Annotated in this window: 19 protein-coding genes, 1 other RNA gene, 1 pseudogene and 1 riboswitch; of the genes and pseudogenes, 10 read left to right on the plus strand and 11 right to left on the minus strand. The window is 48.3% G+C overall.

What is annotated here, in order from left to right; genetic code table 11:
* The first annotated feature begins 83 nt into the window (after nt 1–83).
* From metG to panC, 4 genes are all read left to right on the plus strand, one after another.
* Complete coding sequence (gene metG / locus AOC32_RS07695) at nt 84–1,742, plus strand: methionine--tRNA ligase (RefSeq protein WP_407675539.1); 1,659 nt, start codon at nt 84–86, stop codon at nt 1,740–1,742.
* Between the two features lie 67 nt (nt 1,743–1,809).
* Entirely contained in the window at nt 1,810–1,998 is a 189-nt protein-coding gene (locus AOC32_RS07700) for a DUF3460 family protein (protein ID WP_108508900.1), read from the plus strand.
* Nucleotides 1,991–2,845, plus strand: a complete 855-nt coding sequence (locus tag AOC32_RS07705) for a segregation and condensation protein A (protein ID WP_407675555.1) — start codon at nt 1,991–1,993, stop codon at nt 2,843–2,845. The genes AOC32_RS07700 and AOC32_RS07705 overlap by 8 nt, the downstream gene beginning before the upstream one ends.
* A complete protein-coding gene (gene panC / locus AOC32_RS07710) occupies nt 2,842–3,705 on the plus strand; it encodes a pantoate--beta-alanine ligase (RefSeq protein ID WP_108508902.1) in 864 nt (287 codons plus the stop codon). Before AOC32_RS07705 ends, panC begins: the two co-directional genes overlap by 4 nt.
* Nucleotides 3,706–3,708: 3 nt before the next feature.
* Here the strand turns inward: panC and AOC32_RS07715 are convergent, their stop codons facing one another.
* The 6 genes from AOC32_RS07715 to AOC32_RS07740 all read right to left on the minus strand — a co-directional run bounded on the left by AOC32_RS07715 (nt 3,709) and on the right by AOC32_RS07740 (nt 10,315).
* Nucleotides 3,709–4,644: a methionyl-tRNA formyltransferase gene (locus AOC32_RS07715; RefSeq protein WP_108508903.1), complete on the minus strand. Its 936-nt coding sequence runs from the start codon at nt 4,642–4,644 to the stop codon at nt 3,709–3,711.
* Nucleotides 4,644–5,891, minus strand: coding sequence for a formyl-CoA transferase (gene frc, locus AOC32_RS07720; RefSeq protein ID WP_108508904.1), 1,248 nt, complete (start codon nt 5,889–5,891; stop codon nt 4,644–4,646). Before frc (AOC32_RS07720) ends, AOC32_RS07715 begins: the two co-directional genes overlap by 1 nt.
* Nucleotides 5,892–5,993: 102 nt before the next feature.
* Nucleotides 5,994–6,425, minus strand: a complete 432-nt coding sequence (locus tag AOC32_RS07725; protein WP_108508905.1) for a PAS domain-containing protein — start codon at nt 6,423–6,425, stop codon at nt 5,994–5,996.
* Between the two features lie 64 nt (nt 6,426–6,489).
* Complete coding sequence (frc, locus tag AOC32_RS07730) at nt 6,490–7,740, minus strand: formyl-CoA transferase (RefSeq protein ID WP_108508906.1); 1,251 nt, start codon at nt 7,738–7,740, stop codon at nt 6,490–6,492.
* 37 nt (nt 7,741–7,777) lie between these two features.
* Complete coding sequence (oxc, locus tag AOC32_RS07735) at nt 7,778–9,514, minus strand: oxalyl-CoA decarboxylase (RefSeq protein WP_108508907.1); 1,737 nt, start codon at nt 9,512–9,514, stop codon at nt 7,778–7,780.
* Between the two features lie 183 nt (nt 9,515–9,697).
* Nucleotides 9,698–10,315, minus strand: coding sequence for a Crp/Fnr family transcriptional regulator (locus tag AOC32_RS07740; protein WP_108508908.1), 618 nt, complete (start codon nt 10,313–10,315; stop codon nt 9,698–9,700).
* 75 nt (nt 10,316–10,390) lie between these two features.
* A riboswitch (cobalamin riboswitch) is annotated at nt 10,391–10,594 on the plus strand.
* 126 nt (nt 10,595–10,720) lie between these two features.
* Here AOC32_RS07740 and AOC32_RS07745 point away from each other — a divergent pair.
* The 6 genes and pseudogenes from AOC32_RS07745 to AOC32_RS07770 all read left to right on the plus strand — a co-directional run bounded on the left by AOC32_RS07745 (nt 10,721) and on the right by AOC32_RS07770 (nt 14,878).
* A complete protein-coding gene (locus tag AOC32_RS07745; protein WP_108508909.1) occupies nt 10,721–12,697 on the plus strand; it encodes a TonB-dependent receptor domain-containing protein in 1,977 nt (658 codons plus the stop codon).
* Between the two features lie 52 nt (nt 12,698–12,749).
* On the plus strand, nt 12,750–13,286 hold the full coding sequence (locus AOC32_RS07750) for a hypothetical protein (RefSeq protein ID WP_108508910.1): 537 nt from the start codon (nt 12,750–12,752) through the stop codon (nt 13,284–13,286).
* Between the two features lie 19 nt (nt 13,287–13,305).
* Complete coding sequence (locus AOC32_RS07755) at nt 13,306–13,545, plus strand: hypothetical protein (protein ID WP_108508911.1); 240 nt, start codon at nt 13,306–13,308, stop codon at nt 13,543–13,545.
* A 25-nt stretch (nt 13,546–13,570) separates the two neighbouring features.
* Nucleotides 13,571–13,756, plus strand: a pseudogene (zapA, locus tag AOC32_RS09925) (cell division protein ZapA); the annotation flags it as partial.
* A gap of 84 nt (nt 13,757–13,840) precedes the next feature.
* Nucleotides 13,841–14,056: non-coding RNA, 6S RNA (gene ssrS, locus AOC32_RS07765), on the plus strand.
* Nucleotides 14,057–14,059: 3 nt separating this feature from the next.
* Nucleotides 14,060–14,878 (plus strand): sulfite exporter TauE/SafE family protein, encoded by an 819-nt coding sequence (locus AOC32_RS07770; protein ID WP_108509394.1) that lies wholly within the window; start codon nt 14,060–14,062, stop codon nt 14,876–14,878.
* Here AOC32_RS07770 and AOC32_RS07775 read toward each other — a convergent pair.
* The 5 genes from AOC32_RS07775 to AOC32_RS07795 all read right to left on the minus strand — a co-directional run bounded on the left by AOC32_RS07775 (nt 14,875) and on the right by AOC32_RS07795 (nt 20,141).
* Nucleotides 14,875–16,398, minus strand: coding sequence for a malonate--CoA ligase (locus AOC32_RS07775; protein ID WP_108508912.1), 1,524 nt, complete (start codon nt 16,396–16,398; stop codon nt 14,875–14,877). The two genes, AOC32_RS07770 and AOC32_RS07775, sit on opposite strands and share 4 nt — an antisense overlap.
* 27 nt (nt 16,399–16,425) lie before the next feature.
* A complete protein-coding gene (locus tag AOC32_RS07780; RefSeq protein WP_407675540.1) occupies nt 16,426–17,430 on the minus strand; it encodes a Bug family tripartite tricarboxylate transporter substrate binding protein in 1,005 nt (334 codons plus the stop codon).
* Nucleotides 17,431–17,527: 97 nt separating this feature from the next.
* A complete protein-coding gene (locus tag AOC32_RS07785; RefSeq protein ID WP_108508914.1) occupies nt 17,528–18,832 on the minus strand; it encodes a malonyl-CoA decarboxylase in 1,305 nt (434 codons plus the stop codon).
* 56 nt (nt 18,833–18,888) lie between these two features.
* Nucleotides 18,889–19,671 (minus strand): prolipoprotein diacylglyceryl transferase, encoded by a 783-nt coding sequence (gene lgt, locus AOC32_RS07790; RefSeq protein WP_108508915.1) that lies wholly within the window; start codon nt 19,669–19,671, stop codon nt 18,889–18,891.
* Entirely contained in the window at nt 19,671–20,141 is a 471-nt protein-coding gene (locus AOC32_RS07795) for a DNA polymerase III subunit chi (protein ID WP_108508916.1), read from the minus strand. The genes lgt and AOC32_RS07795 overlap by 1 nt, the downstream gene beginning before the upstream one ends.
* Between the last annotated feature and the right edge of the window lie 14 nt (nt 20,142–20,155).

Genomic DNA, 20,155 nt, shown 5'->3' on the forward strand with positions numbered 1-20,155 from the left:
TTTGTCCATCATCGATACCCCACGGTATCTCACCATACACTTTAACCGCAGTCTAAAATCAATGTTTAATAAGAATGATTGATATGCGTCAACTGCTCGTCACCTCCGCCCTGCCCTACGCCAATGGCCAAATCCATATTGGACATCTCGTGGAATACGTACAGACGGATATTTGGGTTCGATTCCAAAGAATGTGTGGCCATGAGGTGCATTATGTCGGCGCTGACGATACGCACGGCACCCCGATCATGCTACGAGCCGAAAAAGAAGGAATTACTCCCAAAGAGCTGATCGACAAGGTGTGGCATGAACACAAGCGGGATTTTGATCACTTTCTGATCTCCTTTGATCATTACTACACCACCGATAGTCCTGAGAATGAGCAGTTATCTCGGGAAATTTATCTAAAACTGCGAGATGCCGGCTTAATTGAAAAACGGGCGATTGAGCAAGCCTATGATCCTGTCAAAGAAATGTTTTTGCCGGATCGCTTTATCAAAGGCAATTGCCCCAAATGCGGAGCGGCTGATCAGTATGGTGACTCGTGTGAAAAGTGTGGTGCCACCTACGCGCCCACCGATCTCAAGAATCCATATTCTGTAGTGAGTGGCGCTACGCCGGTTCGCAAAGTCTCGGATCATTATTTTTTCAAGCTCTCAGATCCGCGCTGCGAAGCATTCTTACGCGACTGGACTCAGGTGAAAACCCCGCTGCAGATCGAGGCGAAAAATAAGATGAAAGAGTGGGTGGGTACCGAGGGCGATAGCAAACTTGGGGACTGGGATATCTCGCGCGACGCACCCTACTTTGGCTTTGAAATCCCTGACGCACCTGGTAAATATTTTTATGTATGGCTTGATGCTCCCATTGGCTATTACGCGAGTTTCTTAAAGTACTGCAAGGAACGGGGCCTCGATTTTGCGCACTGGGTCAAGCCTGATAGCACGACTGAGCAATACCATTTCATTGGTAAAGATATTTTGTATTTTCATACCCTCTTTTGGCCAGCCACCTTGCATTTTTCTGGGTATCGCACACCCACCAATGTTTTTGCTCACGGATTTTTAACTGTGGATGGCGAGAAGATGAGTAAATCGCGCGGTACGCTCATTTCTGCGAACAGCGTGATTGAAGCTGGTCTTAACCCCGAATGGTTCCGCTATTACTTTGCAACGAAGCTGAATGCGACCATGGAAGATCTTGATTTGAATCTCCAAGATTTTGTGGCACGCGTGAATAGCGACCTCTTGGGAAAGTACATCAACATAGCCAGTCGTACCGCCGGATTTTTGGTCAAGCGCTTTGAGGGGCGGGTTTCCGATACAGCAATGACGCATCCCTTACTGGAATCGATTGCCAATGCGAGTGACTCGATCGCGGATCTTTATGAATCTCGAGAATTTGCAAAAGCAGTACGCCAAATTATGGAGCTCGCGGATCTGGTCAATGCCTATGTGGATGAGAACAAGCCCTGGGAACTTGCTAAGGATCCCCAAGGGTCAAGCAAACTACATGAAGTGTGCAGTGTCATCCTAGAATCCTTCCGTCGCTTGAGCTTGTACTTAAAACCTGTCTTACCAAATCTTATTACTCAAGTTGAGGGATTTTTATCGATTGAACCCATGCAGTGGCGCGATATTCGTCGATCGTTAAAGAGCGACATGGCCATCAAGCCCTATCGCCATTTAATGACCCGGGTTGAGCCAACCCAGGTCGAGACTCTCCTCGAATTAAATCGCTAAGACTCCCCAAAAATCGTTAATAATGAAGGGTATTGGAATTTGTTTTATTAGATAAGTTATTGATTTTATGAAGAAATATAAATCTCAAGCCACCTTGTTTTTAGAAAAACTCAAGTCTCAAAATCCCCATCTGGAACAAGCACAGCGTGAAGGTCGTGCCCTATTGTGGGATAAGCCTGCACTGAGCCCCGAAGAGATCCGACGCAACCAACTGGCTAAAGTTAAGCAACGCGCCTACGTCTATGGCAATGACTGAGGAGCTCGAGCCGCTCCCCAATGGTCCATCAGAAGAAAAAATTGATGGCTTAAGCTCTGCGTTCGCCAAACTGTATGGCGAACCGTTGTTTCAGTTACCAACTGATTTATACATTCCACCCGATGCGCTGGAGGTTTTTCTAGAAGCCTTCGAAGGTCCACTGGATTTGCTGCTGTATCTGATTCGTAAACAGAATTTCAATGTCCTCGATATTCCGATGGCCGAGGTCACGCAGCAGTACCTCAGTTATATCGACCAAATTCGCCATCACAATCTTGAACTGGCGGCTGAGTATCTCTTAATGGCAGCGATGCTCATTGAGATTAAATCGCGCATGCTCTTGCCCATGAAAAAAGCAGACAGCGATGAAGAGGTCGAAGACCCACGTGCTGAACTGGTTCGGCGTTTACTGGAATACGAGCGGATGAAATTAGCTGCGCAAGAGCTCGATCGCATCCCCCAGGTAGGCCGTGACTTTCAGGTGGCTCATGGTTATGTCGATACCAGCGTTGCGGTCACATGGCCCGAGGTGAACCTTGAGGATTTACAAATGGCCTGGCGCGATGTGTTACATCGGGCCAAACTCAATCAACACCATACGATTACGCGTGAGCAATTATCGGTGCGCGACTTCATGACGCGCATTTTGCGGCGCTTACAAAACACCCGCTTTGTCGAGTTCAGCGAACTCTTTGAAGATGCGATTCGGTCAGGCAATGGTGTGCCGGTGATCGTGGTGAACTTCATTGCGATGCTCGAACTCTCTCGTGAATCCTTAATTGAGATCACGCAAGCCGAGCCCTACGCGCCCATTTACGTCCGACTGGCCTACACCCCAAGCGCATGAAGATCGTTACCGATATTCAAGAACTTCGCGACCAGTTGCGTGGCCAAAACCGCGCCTCCTTTGTTCCTACTATGGGTAATTTGCATGAGGGGCATCTCTCCTTAATGCGCATTGCAAGGCAACATGGGGATCCAGTGATTGCCAGTATTTTTGTAAATCGCCTGCAATTTGGCCCCCATGAAGATTTTGATCAATACCCGCGCACTCTAGAGGCGGATGCCGAGAAGCTTGAAAAGGAAGGGGTTTATGTACTCTTTGCCCCTACTGAGAAGGTCTTATATCCCGAGCCACAGGAATACCGCGTTGATCCACCCAAGCAGTTGGGTGATATTTTGGAAGGCGAGTTCCGTCCAGGGTTCTTTAAAGGGGTTTGTACGGTTGTCCTGAAATTATTCTCCTGCGTACAGCCACGCGTTGCGGTCTTTGGTAAAAAGGACTATCAGCAGTTGATGATTATTCGGCAGATGGCCCATCAATTTGCCTTGCCCGTTGAGATTGTCGCTGGTGAAACCATTCGGGCTGATGATGGCCTAGCGCTATCCTCACGCAACGCCTATCTCAGCGATGCCGAGCGTGCTGAGGCCCCTCATTTGCAAGCCAGCCTGCAACAACTTCGGCTAGATGTTTTGGATGCCATTCATCGCGCCGGTCAGCCTCTGGATCAATCCCTGCGTGAGCTTGAGAAAAAGACTGCAGACACTTTGACACAGCGCGGCTGGCAGCCTGACTACATCGCGATTCGTAAGCGCGCTGATTTACTAGCACCCAGTAACGATGATTTACTGGCGAAGAAAGAGTTGGTCATTTTGGCGGCCGCCAAACTTGGCAAGACCCGCCTGATTGATAATCTCGAGATCTAAGGTTTAAGCGTCAAAGAACTGGCCGACTTGAATACCGGCCGCACTGGCACACTCAGCACCAGAGACTTTGGAACCTTTTCCGGCTTTCGCTTTCAGAACCTCAATCTGACCACCATGGCAAGCGACCTTAAAAGAGTCTGAGCTTACTTCAACCACTTCGCCAGGTTTCCCTTTGACCGATCCATAGGTCGGGGTGACATGCTTGCGCACATCATAGATCTGCACCTTCTCACCACTGAGAGCAGTCCATGCACCTGGGGCTGGATTACATGCCCGAATCAAGTTATAGATTTGGCTCACATGATTAGACCAATGAATCCGAGCGGCGGCTTGGTCAAACCACCCTTCATAATTTGCTTGCGACTCATCTTGCACAATCTCTTGATGCTTGCCGGCCGCTACGAGGTCAGCTGCCTCCAATAATGCCTTTACCCCCAATGGGAAGAGATGATTAAAGTACACCTGACCCAGGGTATCGTCTGGACCAATTGGCACTTCCTTTTGCAAAATGATTTCACCCTCATCCAAACCATCTGAGGGTCGAAAGATGGTTAATCCGGTTTTAGTCTCGCCCAAGGCAATCGACCAACCGATGGCGCTAGGACCACGGTATTTTGGCAATAGCGATGGGTGATACTGAATCGTGCCAAAGCGTGGAATCTTCACTAAATCCTGGGGTACAAATTGCAATACATAGGCCATTACACAAATATCAGCCTTGCTATCACGCATTGCATTGGCAGCCTCAGGCCCCTTGAGACTTGGGAACTGGAGCATATTGAGGCCCCGAGCTAAAGCGGTCTCTTTTAGGATCTCGGGCTTGGTGGCTTTCGGATTATCGGGCGGACAAAATACGGCGACCACCTCATCCCCACGCTCCAGAAAAGCCTCGAGTGCGGCTTTACCAAAATCTTGACTGCCAATCAGTGCAACGCGCATTAGATGACTTTCTTATGTCGTAAATCAATAAGATCATCGATATTAAAGCCAAGTTCTTGCAAGATCTCATCGGTGTGCTCGCCCAATAGTGGTGAACGAGTAACCTCGGTAGGGCTATCCGATAGTTTGATCGGGTTGCCAACGGTTAAATACTTACCACGAATCGGGTGATCAACTTCCACCACCGTACCTGTGGCACGTAAAGCAGGTTCTTCAGCAATCTCTTTCATGGAGAGGATTGGGCCACAGGGCACATCATATTGATTGAGAATATCCATCACCTCAAACTTCGTCTTGGTCACGGTCCACTTCTCAATCTCCGCAAAGATTCCCATTAGACGTGGCAAGCGCGCCATGGGCGACGCGTAATTGGTATCGGTTATCCAATCTTCGCGACCAATCACTTTACAAATCGCTTCCCATACTGCAGCTTGCACCACGATATAAATATAGGAGTTGGGATCGCTTTCCCAGCCTTTGCACTTCAGAATCCAGCCGGGCTGACCACCGCCCGAGGCGTTACCCGCACGAGGGACCGCATCACCAAACTTACCATTGGGAAACTGTGGATACTCTTGCATCGTGCCATTACGATCCAAACGCTGTTGGTCACGGAGCTTGACACGGCAGAGATTAAGAACTGCGTCTTGCATGGCGGCATCAACCTTTTGCCCTTTACCCGAGTGGGTGCGGTGATAAAGTGCGGTCACAATACCCAGCGCCAGATGCAAACCAGTACCGCTATCACCAATCTGCGCACCAGTTACCATGGGTGGGCCATCATCAAAACCCGTAGTTGATGCAGAACCTCCAGCACATTGCGCAACGTTCTCATACACCTTGCAATCCTCATAAGGCCCCGGTCCAAATCCTTTAATCGAAGCCATGATCATGCGGGGGTTGAGTTCTTGAATGCGCTGCCAAGTAAACCCCATTCGATCTAAGGCGCCCGGTGCAAAGTTCTCAACCAAGACATCACACTGCTTAATCAGACGTTCCAGAATATCTTTACCTTCTGGTGTTTTGGTATTCACGGTAATCGAGCGCTTGTTGTGATTGAGCATCGTGAAATACAAGCTATCGGCATCGGGGATATCTTGAAGCTGATTGCGCGTTGCATCGCCCTCACCCGAGCGCTCCACCTTGATGACGTCTGCTCCAAACCAAGCGAGTAACTGGGTGCACGTGGGCCCAGATTGAACGTGCGTAAAGTCGAGGATCTTAACCCCCTCAAGTGCTTTAGCCATAAAAAAGTCCTAAAAAGTATGAAAATATGATGAAAGCCATTTTACCAGTGCTGGTATTGGCTAAAAATGGCGATCCAGTCCTAATCTAGGGCAGCCGCTAGATTAAGCCCCTGGCTTGGATTCCAGCTCGATCAGGCGCTTTTTAAGTTCCTTTTCTTCCAAGAATCGAGTGGTTTCGTCTCGAATCACCGCAACCACACCACTTACTTGATGATGTTCATCATGGAGCATGGCAACCGTAAATGCGATCGACAAAGTATGCCCATCTTTATGAATGGCTGGCACTCGCAGGGTTTGCTTACCGTACTTTGTAGTGCCCGTTTCCATGGAATGGTGATAGCCTTCCCAATGACGTGCCCGAAATCGCTCAGGGGTAATGATGTCAAGGTTTTGTCCTAATGCCTCTGCGGCGGTATATCCAAACATCTCTTCGGCAGCACGACTCCACAGAGTGATTTTGCCTGCCACATTGGACACCACGACAGCATCGCCAATCACATTAATGAGTTGATGAAGATCGACTTCATGCTTCATATTTCATGTCCCCTCTGAAAAACAAATGGCGCCCGCAGGCGCCATTGCTTAACAGCTAATACGATTAAACCGCTTTTGCCGCATGCAACTGAGCAATTTGGTCTTTGCTGTAGCCAAGATCCGATAGAACTTCATCGGTGTGCTCACCCAATACTGGGGATGGCTTCACTTCAATCTCCAGATCGGAGAACTTAATGGGGCTACCAATCGTGAGGTACTTGCCGCGTACTTTGTGATCCACTTCAACAATGGAACCGCTCGCACGCAAGTCAGGTGACTCGGCAATCTCTTTCATCGAGAGTACGGGTGCGCATGGAATATCAAACTTACGCAAGATATCAACGGCTTCGTACTTGGTCTTATCTTTGAGCCAATCTTCAATGGTTGCGAAGATGTCAAAAATCTTATCTTGACGTGCTTGCGCAGTCATATAGGCTGGATCGGTTGCCCACTCTGGTTTGCCAAGAGCCTTGGTAATTGGTTCCCAAGCATGGCCTTGAATCGTGAAATAGATGTAGGCATTTGGATCGGTTTCCCAGCCTTTGCACTTTAAGACCCAGCCAGGCTGTCCGCCACCACCAGCGTTACCGCCACGGGGCACAACATCAGTAAATTTGCCATGAGGATACTGTGGATACTCTTCGAGGTAGCCAACACGATCCAAACGCTGTTGATCACGCAATTTCACACGGCAGAGGTTCAATACGGCGTCTTGCATTGAGCATGCCACCTTCTGACCTTTGCCGGTCTTTTGACGATGCATGAGGGCGGTCAAGATGCCAATGGCCAAGTGCATACCGGTATTGCTATCGCCCAATGCGGCAGCAGATACGGTGGGAGGGCCGTCCCAGAAACCGGTGGTCGATGCAGCACCGCCAGCACACTGAGCAACGTTCTCATACACTTTTAGATCTTCATACGAGTGACCGTCAGAGAAGCCTTTTACGGAAGCCAAGATCATCTTGGGATTCAATTCCATAATGCGATCCCATGAGAATCCCATGCGATCCAAAGCGCCTGGACCAAAGTTCTCAACCATCACATCAGAAACCTTGATCAACTTCTCGAGCACTTCTTTGCCCTCAGGAGTTTTGGTATCCAAGGTTAAGGAACGCTTATTGCCATTGAGCATCGTGAAATACAAAGCGTCGGCATCCGGAATGTCACGCAACTGACTACGGGTCACGTCGCCTGAACCAGGACGCTCTACTTTAATCACGTCGGCACCATAAAAGCCAAGCAATTGGGTACAAGCAGGGCCTGCTTGTACGTGGGTGAAATCGATAATCCGAATTCCGTCTAGTGGTTTACTCATCTTGAATCTCCTTTGGACTCTTTATATCAATTAATAATTACTTCTTGGTTGCAGTAGAAGCAGGGTTGAGGTTGGTTAAACGACCACTCTCAGTACCAGCAGTTTCGTCAATCACGGCATTGATGACGGTAGGCTTACCAGAGGCTAATGACTTGTTCAATGCATCAGTCAACTCCTCAGGAGTGGTGACGTTATATCCAACGCCACCAAACGCCTCCATCATGATGTCGTAACGGGCATTCTTTACAAACACGGTTGGAGCAACATCTGAACCACCAGTTGGGTTCACATCGGTACCACGGTAAACACCGTTGTTGTTAAATACCACCGTGATGATTGGCAGGTTGTAACGGCAGATGGTTTCGAGCTCCATGCCGCTAAAACCAAACGCGCTGTCGCCCTCGATTGCAATCACCGGCTGCTTACTAACAACCGCTGCGCCAATGGCGTAGCCCATACCAATACCCATGATGCCCCAAGTTCCGGAGTCAAAACGCTTACGTGGCTTATACATATTGACGATGCTGCGAGCATAGTCAAGGGTATTGGCGCCTTCGTTCACGATATTGACATCGGGATTGGCCTTCACCACCTCACGAATTGCACGTAATGCGCTGTGGAAGTTCATGGGCGAAGGATTTTTGGAGAGCGTCTCCTCCATCTTGGCAATGTTCTTCTCTTTTTTCTCATTGATTGCGTTAATCCACTCAGCGCTGGGCTTGGGAACGCTTGCAATTTGCTTCAAGATCTCAGTGACGCACGAGCCAACGTCACCAATGACAGGGGCTGCAATTGGAACGTTGCTATCAATTTCGGTCGGTGCAATATCAATCTGAATAAATTTTTTCAGGTGATTGCCCCAGGTTTTACCTTTACCGTGAGCCAATAACCAATTTAAGCGGGCACCAACCAACATTACTGCATCGGCTTCTGCCAACACAAATGAACGTGCTGCGGATGCGCACTGTGGATGGGTATCAGGCAATAAACCTTTTGCCATCGACATTGGCAAATACGGAATGCCTGATTTCTCAACCAAATCTTTAATCTCTTGATCGGCTTGCGCATAAGCCGCGCCTTTGCCCAACAGAATCAATGGGCGCTTAGCATTCTTCAACACATCGATGGCGCGCTTGATCGCGTCTGGCGCAGGAATTTGCTTCGGTGCAGCGTCAATCACACGGAACAATGATTCTTGCCCCTTCTGAGCTGGAATACTCTGTCCTAGTAATTGTGCAGGCAGGTCGAGGTACACGCCGCCTGGACGTCCGGATACCGCAGCACGAATCGCACGTGCGACACCAATGGCAATGTCTTCTGCCTTGTTAATCCGGTAGGAAGCTTTGGCATAAGGCTTAGCCGCATTGAGCTGATCCATCTCTTCGTAATCACCCTGCTGCAAGTCCACAATCTCACGCTCGCTCGATCCAGAAATCAAGATCATTGGGAAGCAGTTGGTGGTTGCATTCGCAAGAGCAGTCAAACCATTTAAGAACCCGGGGGCTGACACCGTTAAGCAAATACCGGGTTTTTGGGTCATGTAACCCGCAATCGCGGCAGCATTGCCAGCATGCTGCTCGTGGCGGAATCCAATAAAGCGCATTCCTTCAGCCTGGGCCAAACGTGCTAAATCGGTAATCGGAATACCAACCAGTCCAAAAATAGTATCGATATCGTTGGCCTTTAAGGCATCGATCACCAAATGGAAACCGTCGGTTAATGGGGTGTCTTCTGCAGCGACATTGGCAGAATGCTCTTTCGTAGCTGTCAACATAACGTTGTCTCTCTCCGTGGGATTAGTTGTTTTCAACATCGCCTCCATAAAGGGTCTCAGTTGAACTGAGACGAATATTAGGACCCATGAATAGGTTCAGCATTGACTTTAGTCAATTTCCCCTAAAATCCAATAAAAACCTAGGGTTAGAGCCTACTCAATCCCCCAAAAAACCCTTTTATTTTATATAAATAGCTCTTTATGTTTACTCTTTAAGCGGCTTAGAGTTTCGGGCGAAAGATTGAGATAAGCTGCTAATTCTTTCTTGGGCAAAACATCGAACAAGTTTTCATATTTCCGTAAAAATCGTTCGACCCGACCCGGGGCATCGAGCATGTGCAAGGTAATCGTATGCGCCATGATTTCACTCATGAGACGCATCACCTCAAACTCAAAACTTTCTTTGAGTTTTGGATGGTTCTCCAAAAACTCAGCCCATTTTTTAAGAGGCATCCTCGCCACTCTAGCCTTAGTAACCGAAGCAATGCTATACGGGGCGGCACGTTGTAAGCGCCAAGCGGCATAACTGGTTTCGATATCTTTCTCAATGGCAAAGCGCAAGATCATTTCTTTTGCATCAGCACTAGACACAATCCGCTTCAAGATTCCATCGAGGACAAAGTACTGCTCCATTTGATAGTTACCTTGGCGCAATAAGATCTCGGATTTCTTAAGATCCGAGATCTCTAAGGAGCTCTCTAATTCAGCCATGCTGCCCGGATCTAGATTGCGCAGAACAATATTTTGGCTAAGCTGCAAGCGAATTAGATTTTTCTCTGGATGTCTATCTAGTATGGTCATTGAAATATGTACTTGAACCTCTCATTGTAAGCCTTTCAACACCACATATTCGGGTTATTCCTAGTCGTAGATAGGGTAATATAGAGCTGTCGTGGTGCCCAAATGCCTGCATTTGGGTTAAACGGGAAACACTACTCAAACGTGTGCTGCCCCCGCAACGGTAAGTGAATGCGCTAGTTGTTTAGCGCTATGGTTTGATAAGCCACTGTGTATCAATGCATGGGAAGGCCAAATCTAAAGTTCACCAGCCCGGATACCGGCCAAGACAGGTGGAACTTCGTGAACGGGGACCTTCGCGCGCCAATATAGGGTCCTCGTGCACCCTCATTGACGCTGATCCCTATTCCGAATTCTGTATCGCCCGCTAACGGGGAGGTTGGCAGGCATTACAACTTGGGATTCATCATGCAACCTTGCCGTAACTCTTTCGGGGCCAAGAACCGTTGGCGCCTATCCGCCCTCACCCTCACCTCAACCCTTGTTTTTAGCAACCCAAACGCATTTGCTCAAAGCGGCAATGTCTCAGTCAGTACAGCCAATAATCCAATGGATCCAGTGATTGTCACTGCAACTCGCACCCCCACGCGAGCCAACGACGTGCTAGCTGACTACGTCTACATCGGCCCAGAAGAAATTGCTGACGCAGGACAAACGAGTCTAGTGGAGCTACTACAGCGACAAAGGGGGGTGGAGATTTCGACTATTGGCGGCCCAGGGTCTGCAGCAAGCGTGTTCTTGAGGGGATCAAACTCTAATCAAGCACTCTTGCTAGTCGATGGCGTTCGTAGCCAAGCGGCGGGAACGGGTGGATTTTCTTTACAAGCAATTCCACTGGGCATCATTGATCGAATTGAAATTATTTTTGGACCGCAGAGTAGCCTGTATGGCTCGGATGCCATTGGCGGTGTCATTCAGATATTCACCAAAAAGGGAACGGGGCCGTTTCAAGCGAATGCCTCAACGGGATATGGCAGTTATGGGACGAGTATTACGGATGCCAGCCTTTATGGTTCCTTTGGAGACGCCAAGACAACAAGTTACGCCCTCAGTGGATCCCAAGAAATTTCTACTGGATTTACTTCCGTTGCAGCAAATAACGTTTGCAATCCCAATACGCAGTCACGAGCGACATTAAATCGAAATTTTTGTGGCAACGGTTTGAATATGAATCGAACTGGCTATACAAAGAGTGGGGGTGCCGGTCGTATTGCTCAAGAATGGGATCGTGGTCAAGAATTTGGATTTCAGTTTTTAGCTTCTCGACTCGACAATCAATATCCCGTTTCTAGCTTTTTTGGTGGCGGTATTGGAAGCCAAATTAGTAATTTGGGAATCTTTTCTTTGTTTTCGAATAATCAAATCAATAAAGACTGGAAAAGCATGCTTCAAGTCTCCCAATCAAATGATTATTCACAGAATCTCTACACTACCGGAAATCCTGTTTACAAAACAAAACAGATGATTTATTCCTGGCAAAACGATATCAAAATTGGCAGCGATTTATTGCAACTCGTTGCCGAGCGAAAAACTTTAAATGGGTATTCGAATGATGGCGGGATTGTCAGTCAAAACCAAAATACTAATACCGTGGCAGGCTCGTATCAACTCAAGCGCGGATCTCACTTAGCAAACCTCGCGCTTCGCAATGACAGCATTACTGGCTATGGTCCACAAACAACCGGTAGCGCATCGTATGGTTACTTTTTCTCCAAACAAATTCGAGGCAATATTAATTACGGCACCGGCTTTAAGGCGCCTTCATTTAATGATTTGTATTTTCCAGATTACGGCAATACAAATTTACAAGCAGAAAAGAGTAAAAATACCGAGATTGGTCTGCACTATGAATCCAGCGCATTGGATCTTCATTTAGTTGGCTTTAATAGCACCATCACCAACCTCATTCAGTACACCACTACAGCCCCCCCATGCACGATCGCACAACTCAATGGTCCAAACTATGGTTGCGCTGGAAACGCTGGTGTTGCAAAAATCTCGGGAGTATCGGTTGGCGGCGTTGCAAAGTTATCAAGCCTTCGCCTAAAGGCATCTTATGACCAACAAAATCCAATTGATCAGACTACGGGATTTCTATTAGCAAAACGCGCTCGCCAATTTGGAAACCTTGGTGCAGAGTACCGCTATCGGAAAGTGAATATGGGTGCCGAGGGAACTTTCCAAGGCGGTCGCTATAACTCGGGTAACTCTGGTTACATGGGCGGCTATGCCATCTTCAACCTATATGGCAATTACGAGTTTGCCAAGGACTGGTCGGTCTTTGGTCGCTGGAACAATATCTTCAATAAGGATTACCAACTCTCCTATGGATTTAATACTCCGGGATCGAACCTTTTTGTCGGGGTTCGGTACGCCATGAAATAAGGGATTTGTGCTAATTTAGGTCTAAAATAGGCTCATTACTCAAGGAGGAAACATGTTTAATCTTTCGACCAAACAGACCGTAGGGATTGCAGTCGTTTTTTCCTTGATTTTGTGGGCGACGCGAGGACAGCATGTGGCCTCCATGATGAGCCTGCCAGATGCCACCTGGGCAATTGCCTTCATGCTTGGTTTTTTATTGAGTCCGATTCTTTTTCTGATTGTTTTGGCTCAGGCTTTTGTGATCGATTACTTGGCGATGGGTAATTACCTGTTTAATGTTGCCTATGCCGCCTTAGTTCCTGCGTATTTAGCACTTTGGCTAGCTGGTCGTTGGTTACGGCAACACTACGAACAACAAGGCTTCAAAATTAGCCAATTTGTTGTGGCCCTAATTGGTGGTGTCGCCATTTGCGAGCTAATCTCGAGTGGGGCCTTTTATCTGCAAAAGAGCAATGCTTCGCTTGTTGGATTTGCTGAACTGTTTGGAACCTATTTCTTTGGTAATTTGTTCTTCACCCTCTGCTACGTTGCGGTTGCCTCGCTAGCGTTTTATCTGGTGACCGAGACCTCTAAAAAGAAATTAGCCTAGTTCTGATACGATCTTGTCTATGTCGCAAGATTCCATCGAGCAAACGCTCCGACGCCTTTCCGAGAAGTTAAAAATGGTGAATGCCTCCGTTGAGGCATTACGCAACGATCGCGTTGCCCTTGAGTCAAAAATTGAGGATGCGCAAAAACGTATTGAGCACATCCTAAAGCGCCTGCCAGAGCAAAGCGATTCTCGCCAAATGAACCTGTTGGGCGATAACGCAATCATCGATAAAGACCATGACCCAACAACGCATTGAAGTTAGTCTTGCTGGCCACAAAATCATGCTGGCCACGTCAAGCGATCATGAGCCATTGCTTCGCGAGGCCTGCTCCTTAGTAGATGAACAAATTAAACTGGCTCTAGCTAGTGGCAATAAAAGTATTGAACGGGCAGCCATGATGGCGGCCATTAAATTAGCGGGCGACCTGATTCAGGCTCAGCAATCGATGGCGCAAGCGGCTAACGCCCCCAAGGTTGACCCCGAACAACTGACTTTGATTGAGCAGGAAGTGAATGCGCTTGAACAGCAAGTCGATTCCCTGATCAAAACACTTTCCCTGCCTGGTGCGCCAAGGCCAATAGTTCCTTGAACCGATGCGTAAGCATACGGAACGGGTATTGCAGTATGGGCGCGAGCGTCTGATCGATTTACAGTGTGGGCTTGTCCGACACTCCCTGAGTCATTTGATGCACCCGAAGTATTGCTACCGTGCCACCTTGAACTTTAGGGTTCAGGATGACGGTCTAGCGACCAAGGCGGGGATCCTTTCATGTTTCTGACTGATATTGCAATCCTTCTAGTTTGCGGAGCCTGTGCAGGGTTCTTAGCGGGACTGCTTGGGATCGGCGGAGGGATGATTTTGGTTCCCTTCATGATCATTGTGTTTAATCACCAGGGTTTTAGCCAAGACATCATTGTTCATATGGCCATTGCAACTGGAATGACCACCATTTTGTTTACCTCACTCTCGGCCATTCGGGCGCATCATCGCCATGGCTCAATTGACTGGAAACTGGTTGCGGGCTTCACCCCCGGAATCATTGTTGGGAGTTTTTTAGGGGGCAGCGAACTATTTGAGGCATTCAATACTGGCTGGCTTTCCCTCTTCTTTGCGGTCTTTATTGTGTACACCTCGATTCAGATGTTCATCAACAAAAAGCCCAAACCTGAGCGAGAACTGCCTGGGAAGGTCGGTCTATTTTCTTATGGCGCCTTCTCTGGAGGGTTATCGAGCTTGCTGGGTGCAGGCGGCGCCTTTGTCACCGTACCATTCATGATCTGGTGTAACGTGAGTCCCCATGTCGCAATGGCAACCTCCTCGGGGCTCGGATTTCCGATTGCGCTTGCTTCAACCCTGGGTTACGTCTTTGGTAGCTTTGGTCGACCTGACTTACCCGCAGGCTCCTTTGGTTTTATCTATCTACCGGCCGTTGCCTGCATCGTAGCAACCAGTATTTTTACCGCCCCACTAGGCGCAAAATTAGCTCGCAAGCTCAATGTCGTTCAACTCAAGCGAGTCTTTGGGGTCATGCTAATGTTCTTGGCGCTCTTTATGTTCAATGAGGCCCATAAAGCGCTGGGCGCTTAATGGCTGTACTGCTGGCGTAATACGTTCTTTTGCACTTTACCCATTGCGTTTCGGGGTAAGTCGTTGACAATTTCAACCCGTTTGGGAACCTTGAAGTTTGCAATCTTTGATTTCAAGTCATCGATCATGGCTTGGCTATTGAGCTTGGCGCCTGGCTTTGGAACCACAACCGCCATGACCGCTTCCCCAAAGTCTTTATGCGGGATACCAATCACTGCGCTTTCTTCGACGCCGTCCATGTCATCGATAAAACTCTCGATCTCTTTTGGATACACGTTGTAGCCACCCGAGATGATTAAATCCTTATTGCGACCAACGATGCACAGATAGCGATCAGGCACCTTACCCGCGCTGGTCTCACCGCCCCAGCGACCCACATCACCCGTTTTAAACCAGCCGTCTTTAGTGAACTCCTCAGCGGTCTTCTCAGGCATCCGCCAGTAGCCCTTAAATATATTCGGGCCGCGCACTTCAATGGCACCGATCTCATTGACACCGCAGAGTGATCCAGACTCATTCACGACACGAACCTCAACGCCAGGTAGAGGCACCCCAACGGATCCCCCTACTCTAGCGCCCTTGTAAGGATTGGAGACCAACATCACGGTCTCGCTCATGCCATAGCGCTCAAGAATAGTATGTCCAGACACTTTCTGGAAATTATTAAAGGTCTCAGTTAATAAAGGTGCGGAACCCGAAACAAAGAGGCGCATGTTTTTACAAACGCTCTGGTTAAAGTTGGGATCGAGCAATAAGCGTACGTAGAATGTAGGTACGCCCATCATGACCGTTGAGCGTGGCAGGTGCTTAATGAGTTGCGCAGTATCTAAACGAGGCAACCAAATCATTTTGCTGCCATTTAATAATGCACCGTGGGCAGCGACAAATAAACCGTGCACATGGAAAATGGGGAGAGCATGCAAAAGGATGTCGCCTTTTTTCCAGCCCCAAAACTCTTTTAATACCAGGGCATTGCTACCCAGGTTACCGTGCGTGAGCATGGCACCTTTGCTGCGACCTGTAGTACCGGAGGTATACAAAATAGCAGCTAGATCGTCGTCGGCCTTTTTGACGGTCTTAAATTGATCGGAGCATTGAGCGGCGCGATCTAAAAGAGAACCGGTCCGATTCTCATCGAGGGTGAATACATTTTTGGTGCCGCTCTTAAACGCAATCTTCGAGATCCAAGAGAAGTTCTTGGAACTGCAAACAACTACGGCCGGTTCAGCATTCTCCAGAAAATACTGAATCTCAGACTCTTGATACGCCGTGTTCAGCGGCAAATAAACATATCCGGCACGTAAAGTGGCCAGATATAAGAAAAGTGCTTCTGGGGATTTTTCAACTTGGACAGCAACTCGTGAGCCCTGAGGTAACTTCAAACTCTTGAGAAGATTTGCCATCATGGCCGTGGCGCGATCGAGATCGCGCCACGAGTAATACAGTCCATCTTGGGTTTCTAGTGCACAGTCTTCGCGATTTTTAGGAAAGCCAGACTCTAATAATGCGTATAAGTTCACTCAAAACCCTTAACTACGAATACAAAATTAATCGAGCTTGGCGCCTGATTTCTTAACAACCTCAGCCCAGCGGTTTACGTCGGAAGCAACTTGCTTACCAAATGCCTCTCCGTAAAGATTCGGATTATCCGCACCGTTTTGAGCCCAAATCGCTTTCAACTTTGGTGAATTCAGCGCCTTTTGAACCTCAGCTGTCATCTTGTCGATAATTGGTTTTGGTGTGCCAGCAGGAGCAAACATACCGTACCAAGTCGATACACGATAGTCAGGCAAACCAGCTTCTACAAACGTTGGTACGTTTGGAATCGCTGGATTGCGCTTCTCAGAAGCAACAGCAATCGCAAACAACTTACCAGCATTAATTTGTGGAGCGGATGTTCCCAAACCATCAAATTCCAAATCAACCTGACCAGCTAGGAGATCGCTCATGGCTGGACCAGCGCCACGATAAGGAATATGAACAATGAAGGTGCCTGTCTGAATCTTAAATAACTCACCAGCTAAGTGATGAACGGTGCCGCTACCTGCGCTAGCAAAGTTATATTTACCAGGGTTTTGCTTCATGAGCGCAATGAAGTCTTTTAGGTTACGAGCACTGACACGATTGGGGTTAACAACCAATACCTGTGGAACGCTAGCTAGAAGAGCAACAGGAACGAAACTCTTTTGGATGTCATAGTCCAAGTTCTTATACATGGAAGGAGCAATCGTATGATGCGATGCGCCAATGAACCAGGTATAGCCATCTGGTGCCGCTTTTGCGGCCACCGATGCGCCCACCGTACCGCCTGCACCACCACGGTTATCAATAATGAACTGCTTACCCAATTGCTCGGTTAACTGAGCGGCCAAGGGACGGGCAAATGCGTCCGTTCCACCACCCGCTGGGAATGGGTTCAAAAATGTGACGGTTTTTACTGGCCACTCTTGTGCATGAGCGGTGCTTGATAAGCCCACTGCTGCTAATAAGCTAAGCACGAGGCCCGCTATTTTTTTCTTCTGAATTAATACCATTATTTGTCTCCTCTTCAATTCTTATAAAGGGTAAAACGATTGCGAATCACATTCTAAATCGAACTTCAAAAACTAGGGCAAAACCCCTAAAAGTCTTATATAGGACTTGTGGGGTTTAAGTATTCATCAGCTTGCCAACGGAGCGTGAATAAATAATATCGCCGTTCACAAAGCGCTCGTGATTTTCCTCAACGCTCGATAGATCATACAGATAATTCACCATTAAGCCAGCGGATTGCCGCAGACCATTCTTGGACAAATCCCCCGCCCAGTTAATTTGATGCAGCTTGGCGCCATTACCTAAATGGAATTTAGCCACAGGATTGCCATCCCGACTTGGAGTGACCACCGTCAGATAAATCGCGGTTAAAGCCATCATGGCAGCTTTTTCTTTCTCACTGCATTGATCCGGATGCCAGGCCTTGCCCAGCCTATCCATCCAATTGGCACCATTGAGCTTCAACAGTTCAAGCGCATCATCACGGGCCTTCCGAATCGCTGGCTTCATTTTGTCAGCGCTTGGTAGGTCGCCTAGATGCGCCCCGTCGGTAATCCACTCCATGAGGCCCGGAATCGGGGATAGGGTCACAAAGGTTTTTAATCCCGGGAACTCCGCATGCAGTTGCTCAGCAACGCGCTTAATCAAAAAGTTGCCCATTGATACGCCGCGTAGTCCAGACTCACAGTTGCTAATGGAGTAAAACGCCGCTACCTTGAATTGATTGGTTTGTTCCACAGGGGTCGATTTCTTATCCACCAAGGGCATGATGGCAACTGGTATCTCTGGAAGTAGAGCAACTTCCACAAAGATCAAGGGTTCATCGGGTAGTTGGGGATGGAAAAAGGCAAAGCAACGCCGATCAGGTTGCAAGCGCCGGCGCAGATCATCCCAGCCATCAATAGCATGGACTGCCTCATGGGCAATGATCTTCTCCAAAATCTCTGCAGGCGACTTCCAGTCAACACGGTGCATTTTCAAAAACCCAGGATTAAACCAAGACGACAAGAGGTGTCGCATGTCATAGTCCAGGCCCATCAACTCGGGTTTCTTATTCAACAAGGTCAAAAGATCGCGACGCATTTCGACGACTGCTGCCGTGCCACCCGGAGCTCGATTGAGGCGTCTTAAAAGCTCTTGGCGTGGGGATTCAGAAATCTTCTGCAGGCGAATGTAATTTCGTGCATTTGGATCTGCCGCAAAACTTTGAGTCGCTTTGGTCAGCTGCTCAGCATCAATATTGAATTGTTCAGCGAGCATCATAAAAAATTTAGAACGATGATCGGCATTGAGCTTGCGGTAGTTTGAAATCACATCCAAGGCCATGCTGACAGCGTTTGATTCGCCCCGCTCGGAAACAAGCTGACGAACTGCACTGTTGGCTCGGGATAGGTAACGCGTTTGGGCAATTTTTTCTAACATGCTTACAGCATAACCAGATTTTGTAACAGGGGCTTAAATCACTCAGCCAAAAGGGTTTATTGACGCGGCGTTCGCAGCAGTAAGTAAATTCCCAAACCAATCATCGGTATCGAGAGCCACTGACCCATCGATAAACCCAAACCGAGCAAACCCAAGAACGCATCCGGCTCCCTAGCAAACTCCGCCAGAAAACGAAGCAGTCCATAGCCAAGTAAAAACAGGCCAGATACCTGCCCCACGCGTTTTGGTTTACATGCATAGAGCCACAATACCAAGGCCAATAAAAGACCTTCCCCAGCAAATTGATATAACTGCGACGGATGGCGAGCCGCCTGGTCCACCATCGGAAACACCATCGCCCATGGCAAATCACTCGGACGCCCCCATAACTCACCATTGATAAAGTTTCCAAGACGCCCGAAAGCAAGGCCCAGCGGCACGAGTGGTGCCACAAAATCCGTAATTACAAAATAAGAAAGCTGGCGACGCTTTGCAAACCACGCCAGAGCGATTAAGACCCCTAATAATCCACCGTGGAAGGACATTCCCCCTTCCCATAGCTTAAAAATAGCGATTGGATTTTGCAGATAAAAACCGGGCATGTAAAAGAGCACGTACCCCAAGCGCCCCCCAACAATGACGCCCACCACCCCCCAAAACAGAATGTCCTCAACATCTTTAAAGGTCCATCGCATCGATTGATAGGGCTCTTGGCGAATACGCAGTCGCCCAAGCAATAAAAATTGAGCAAATGCAAATAGATACATGAGGCCATACCAATGAATCGCCAATGGGCCTATTTGAAGCGCGACTGGATCGATTTGAGGATGCGCCAACATTAGGCCGCCGCCTTGCTTTGATCAAAATGATGAAGCTCATGGCCTAAGGCACGATAACCCTTAAAGCGCTCACGCCCTGCCCTGAGTTCATTCTCTTGCGTGGTAACGACTTCGATCCAACGAGGAAAGCGTTCTAGCAAGGCATCAAGACCTTGCGGGGCTTCAGTATGCAAGTAAATCAAGACGTCCTGGTGCGCCAATACCTGATTTTCAAGCTCAGATAACTGATGTACGAGCAGAATCGGAGTCTCGTGTGCGCCCTCGTGATGCAGCCTGGCGTGAGGCAAAAAATCGGTTTTACTGAAGGTCCACAGCAAATCATCAAGATTGTTGAGGTCATTTTCGCTTCCAGTAATCACGATCGTACGCGGCAACCCCTGGGGATGGGCGCTGGCTAGAATTTTGCGACTCAGACGACAGCAGTACTGTAATTTGTCTGAAACATGACTATGAAAATCAATTCTGGCCATTCGCGTTGACGGTG

Source organism: Polynucleobacter acidiphobus (genome assembly GCF_003065385.1).
Taxonomy (GTDB): domain Bacteria; phylum Pseudomonadota; class Gammaproteobacteria; order Burkholderiales; family Burkholderiaceae; genus Polynucleobacter; species Polynucleobacter acidiphobus.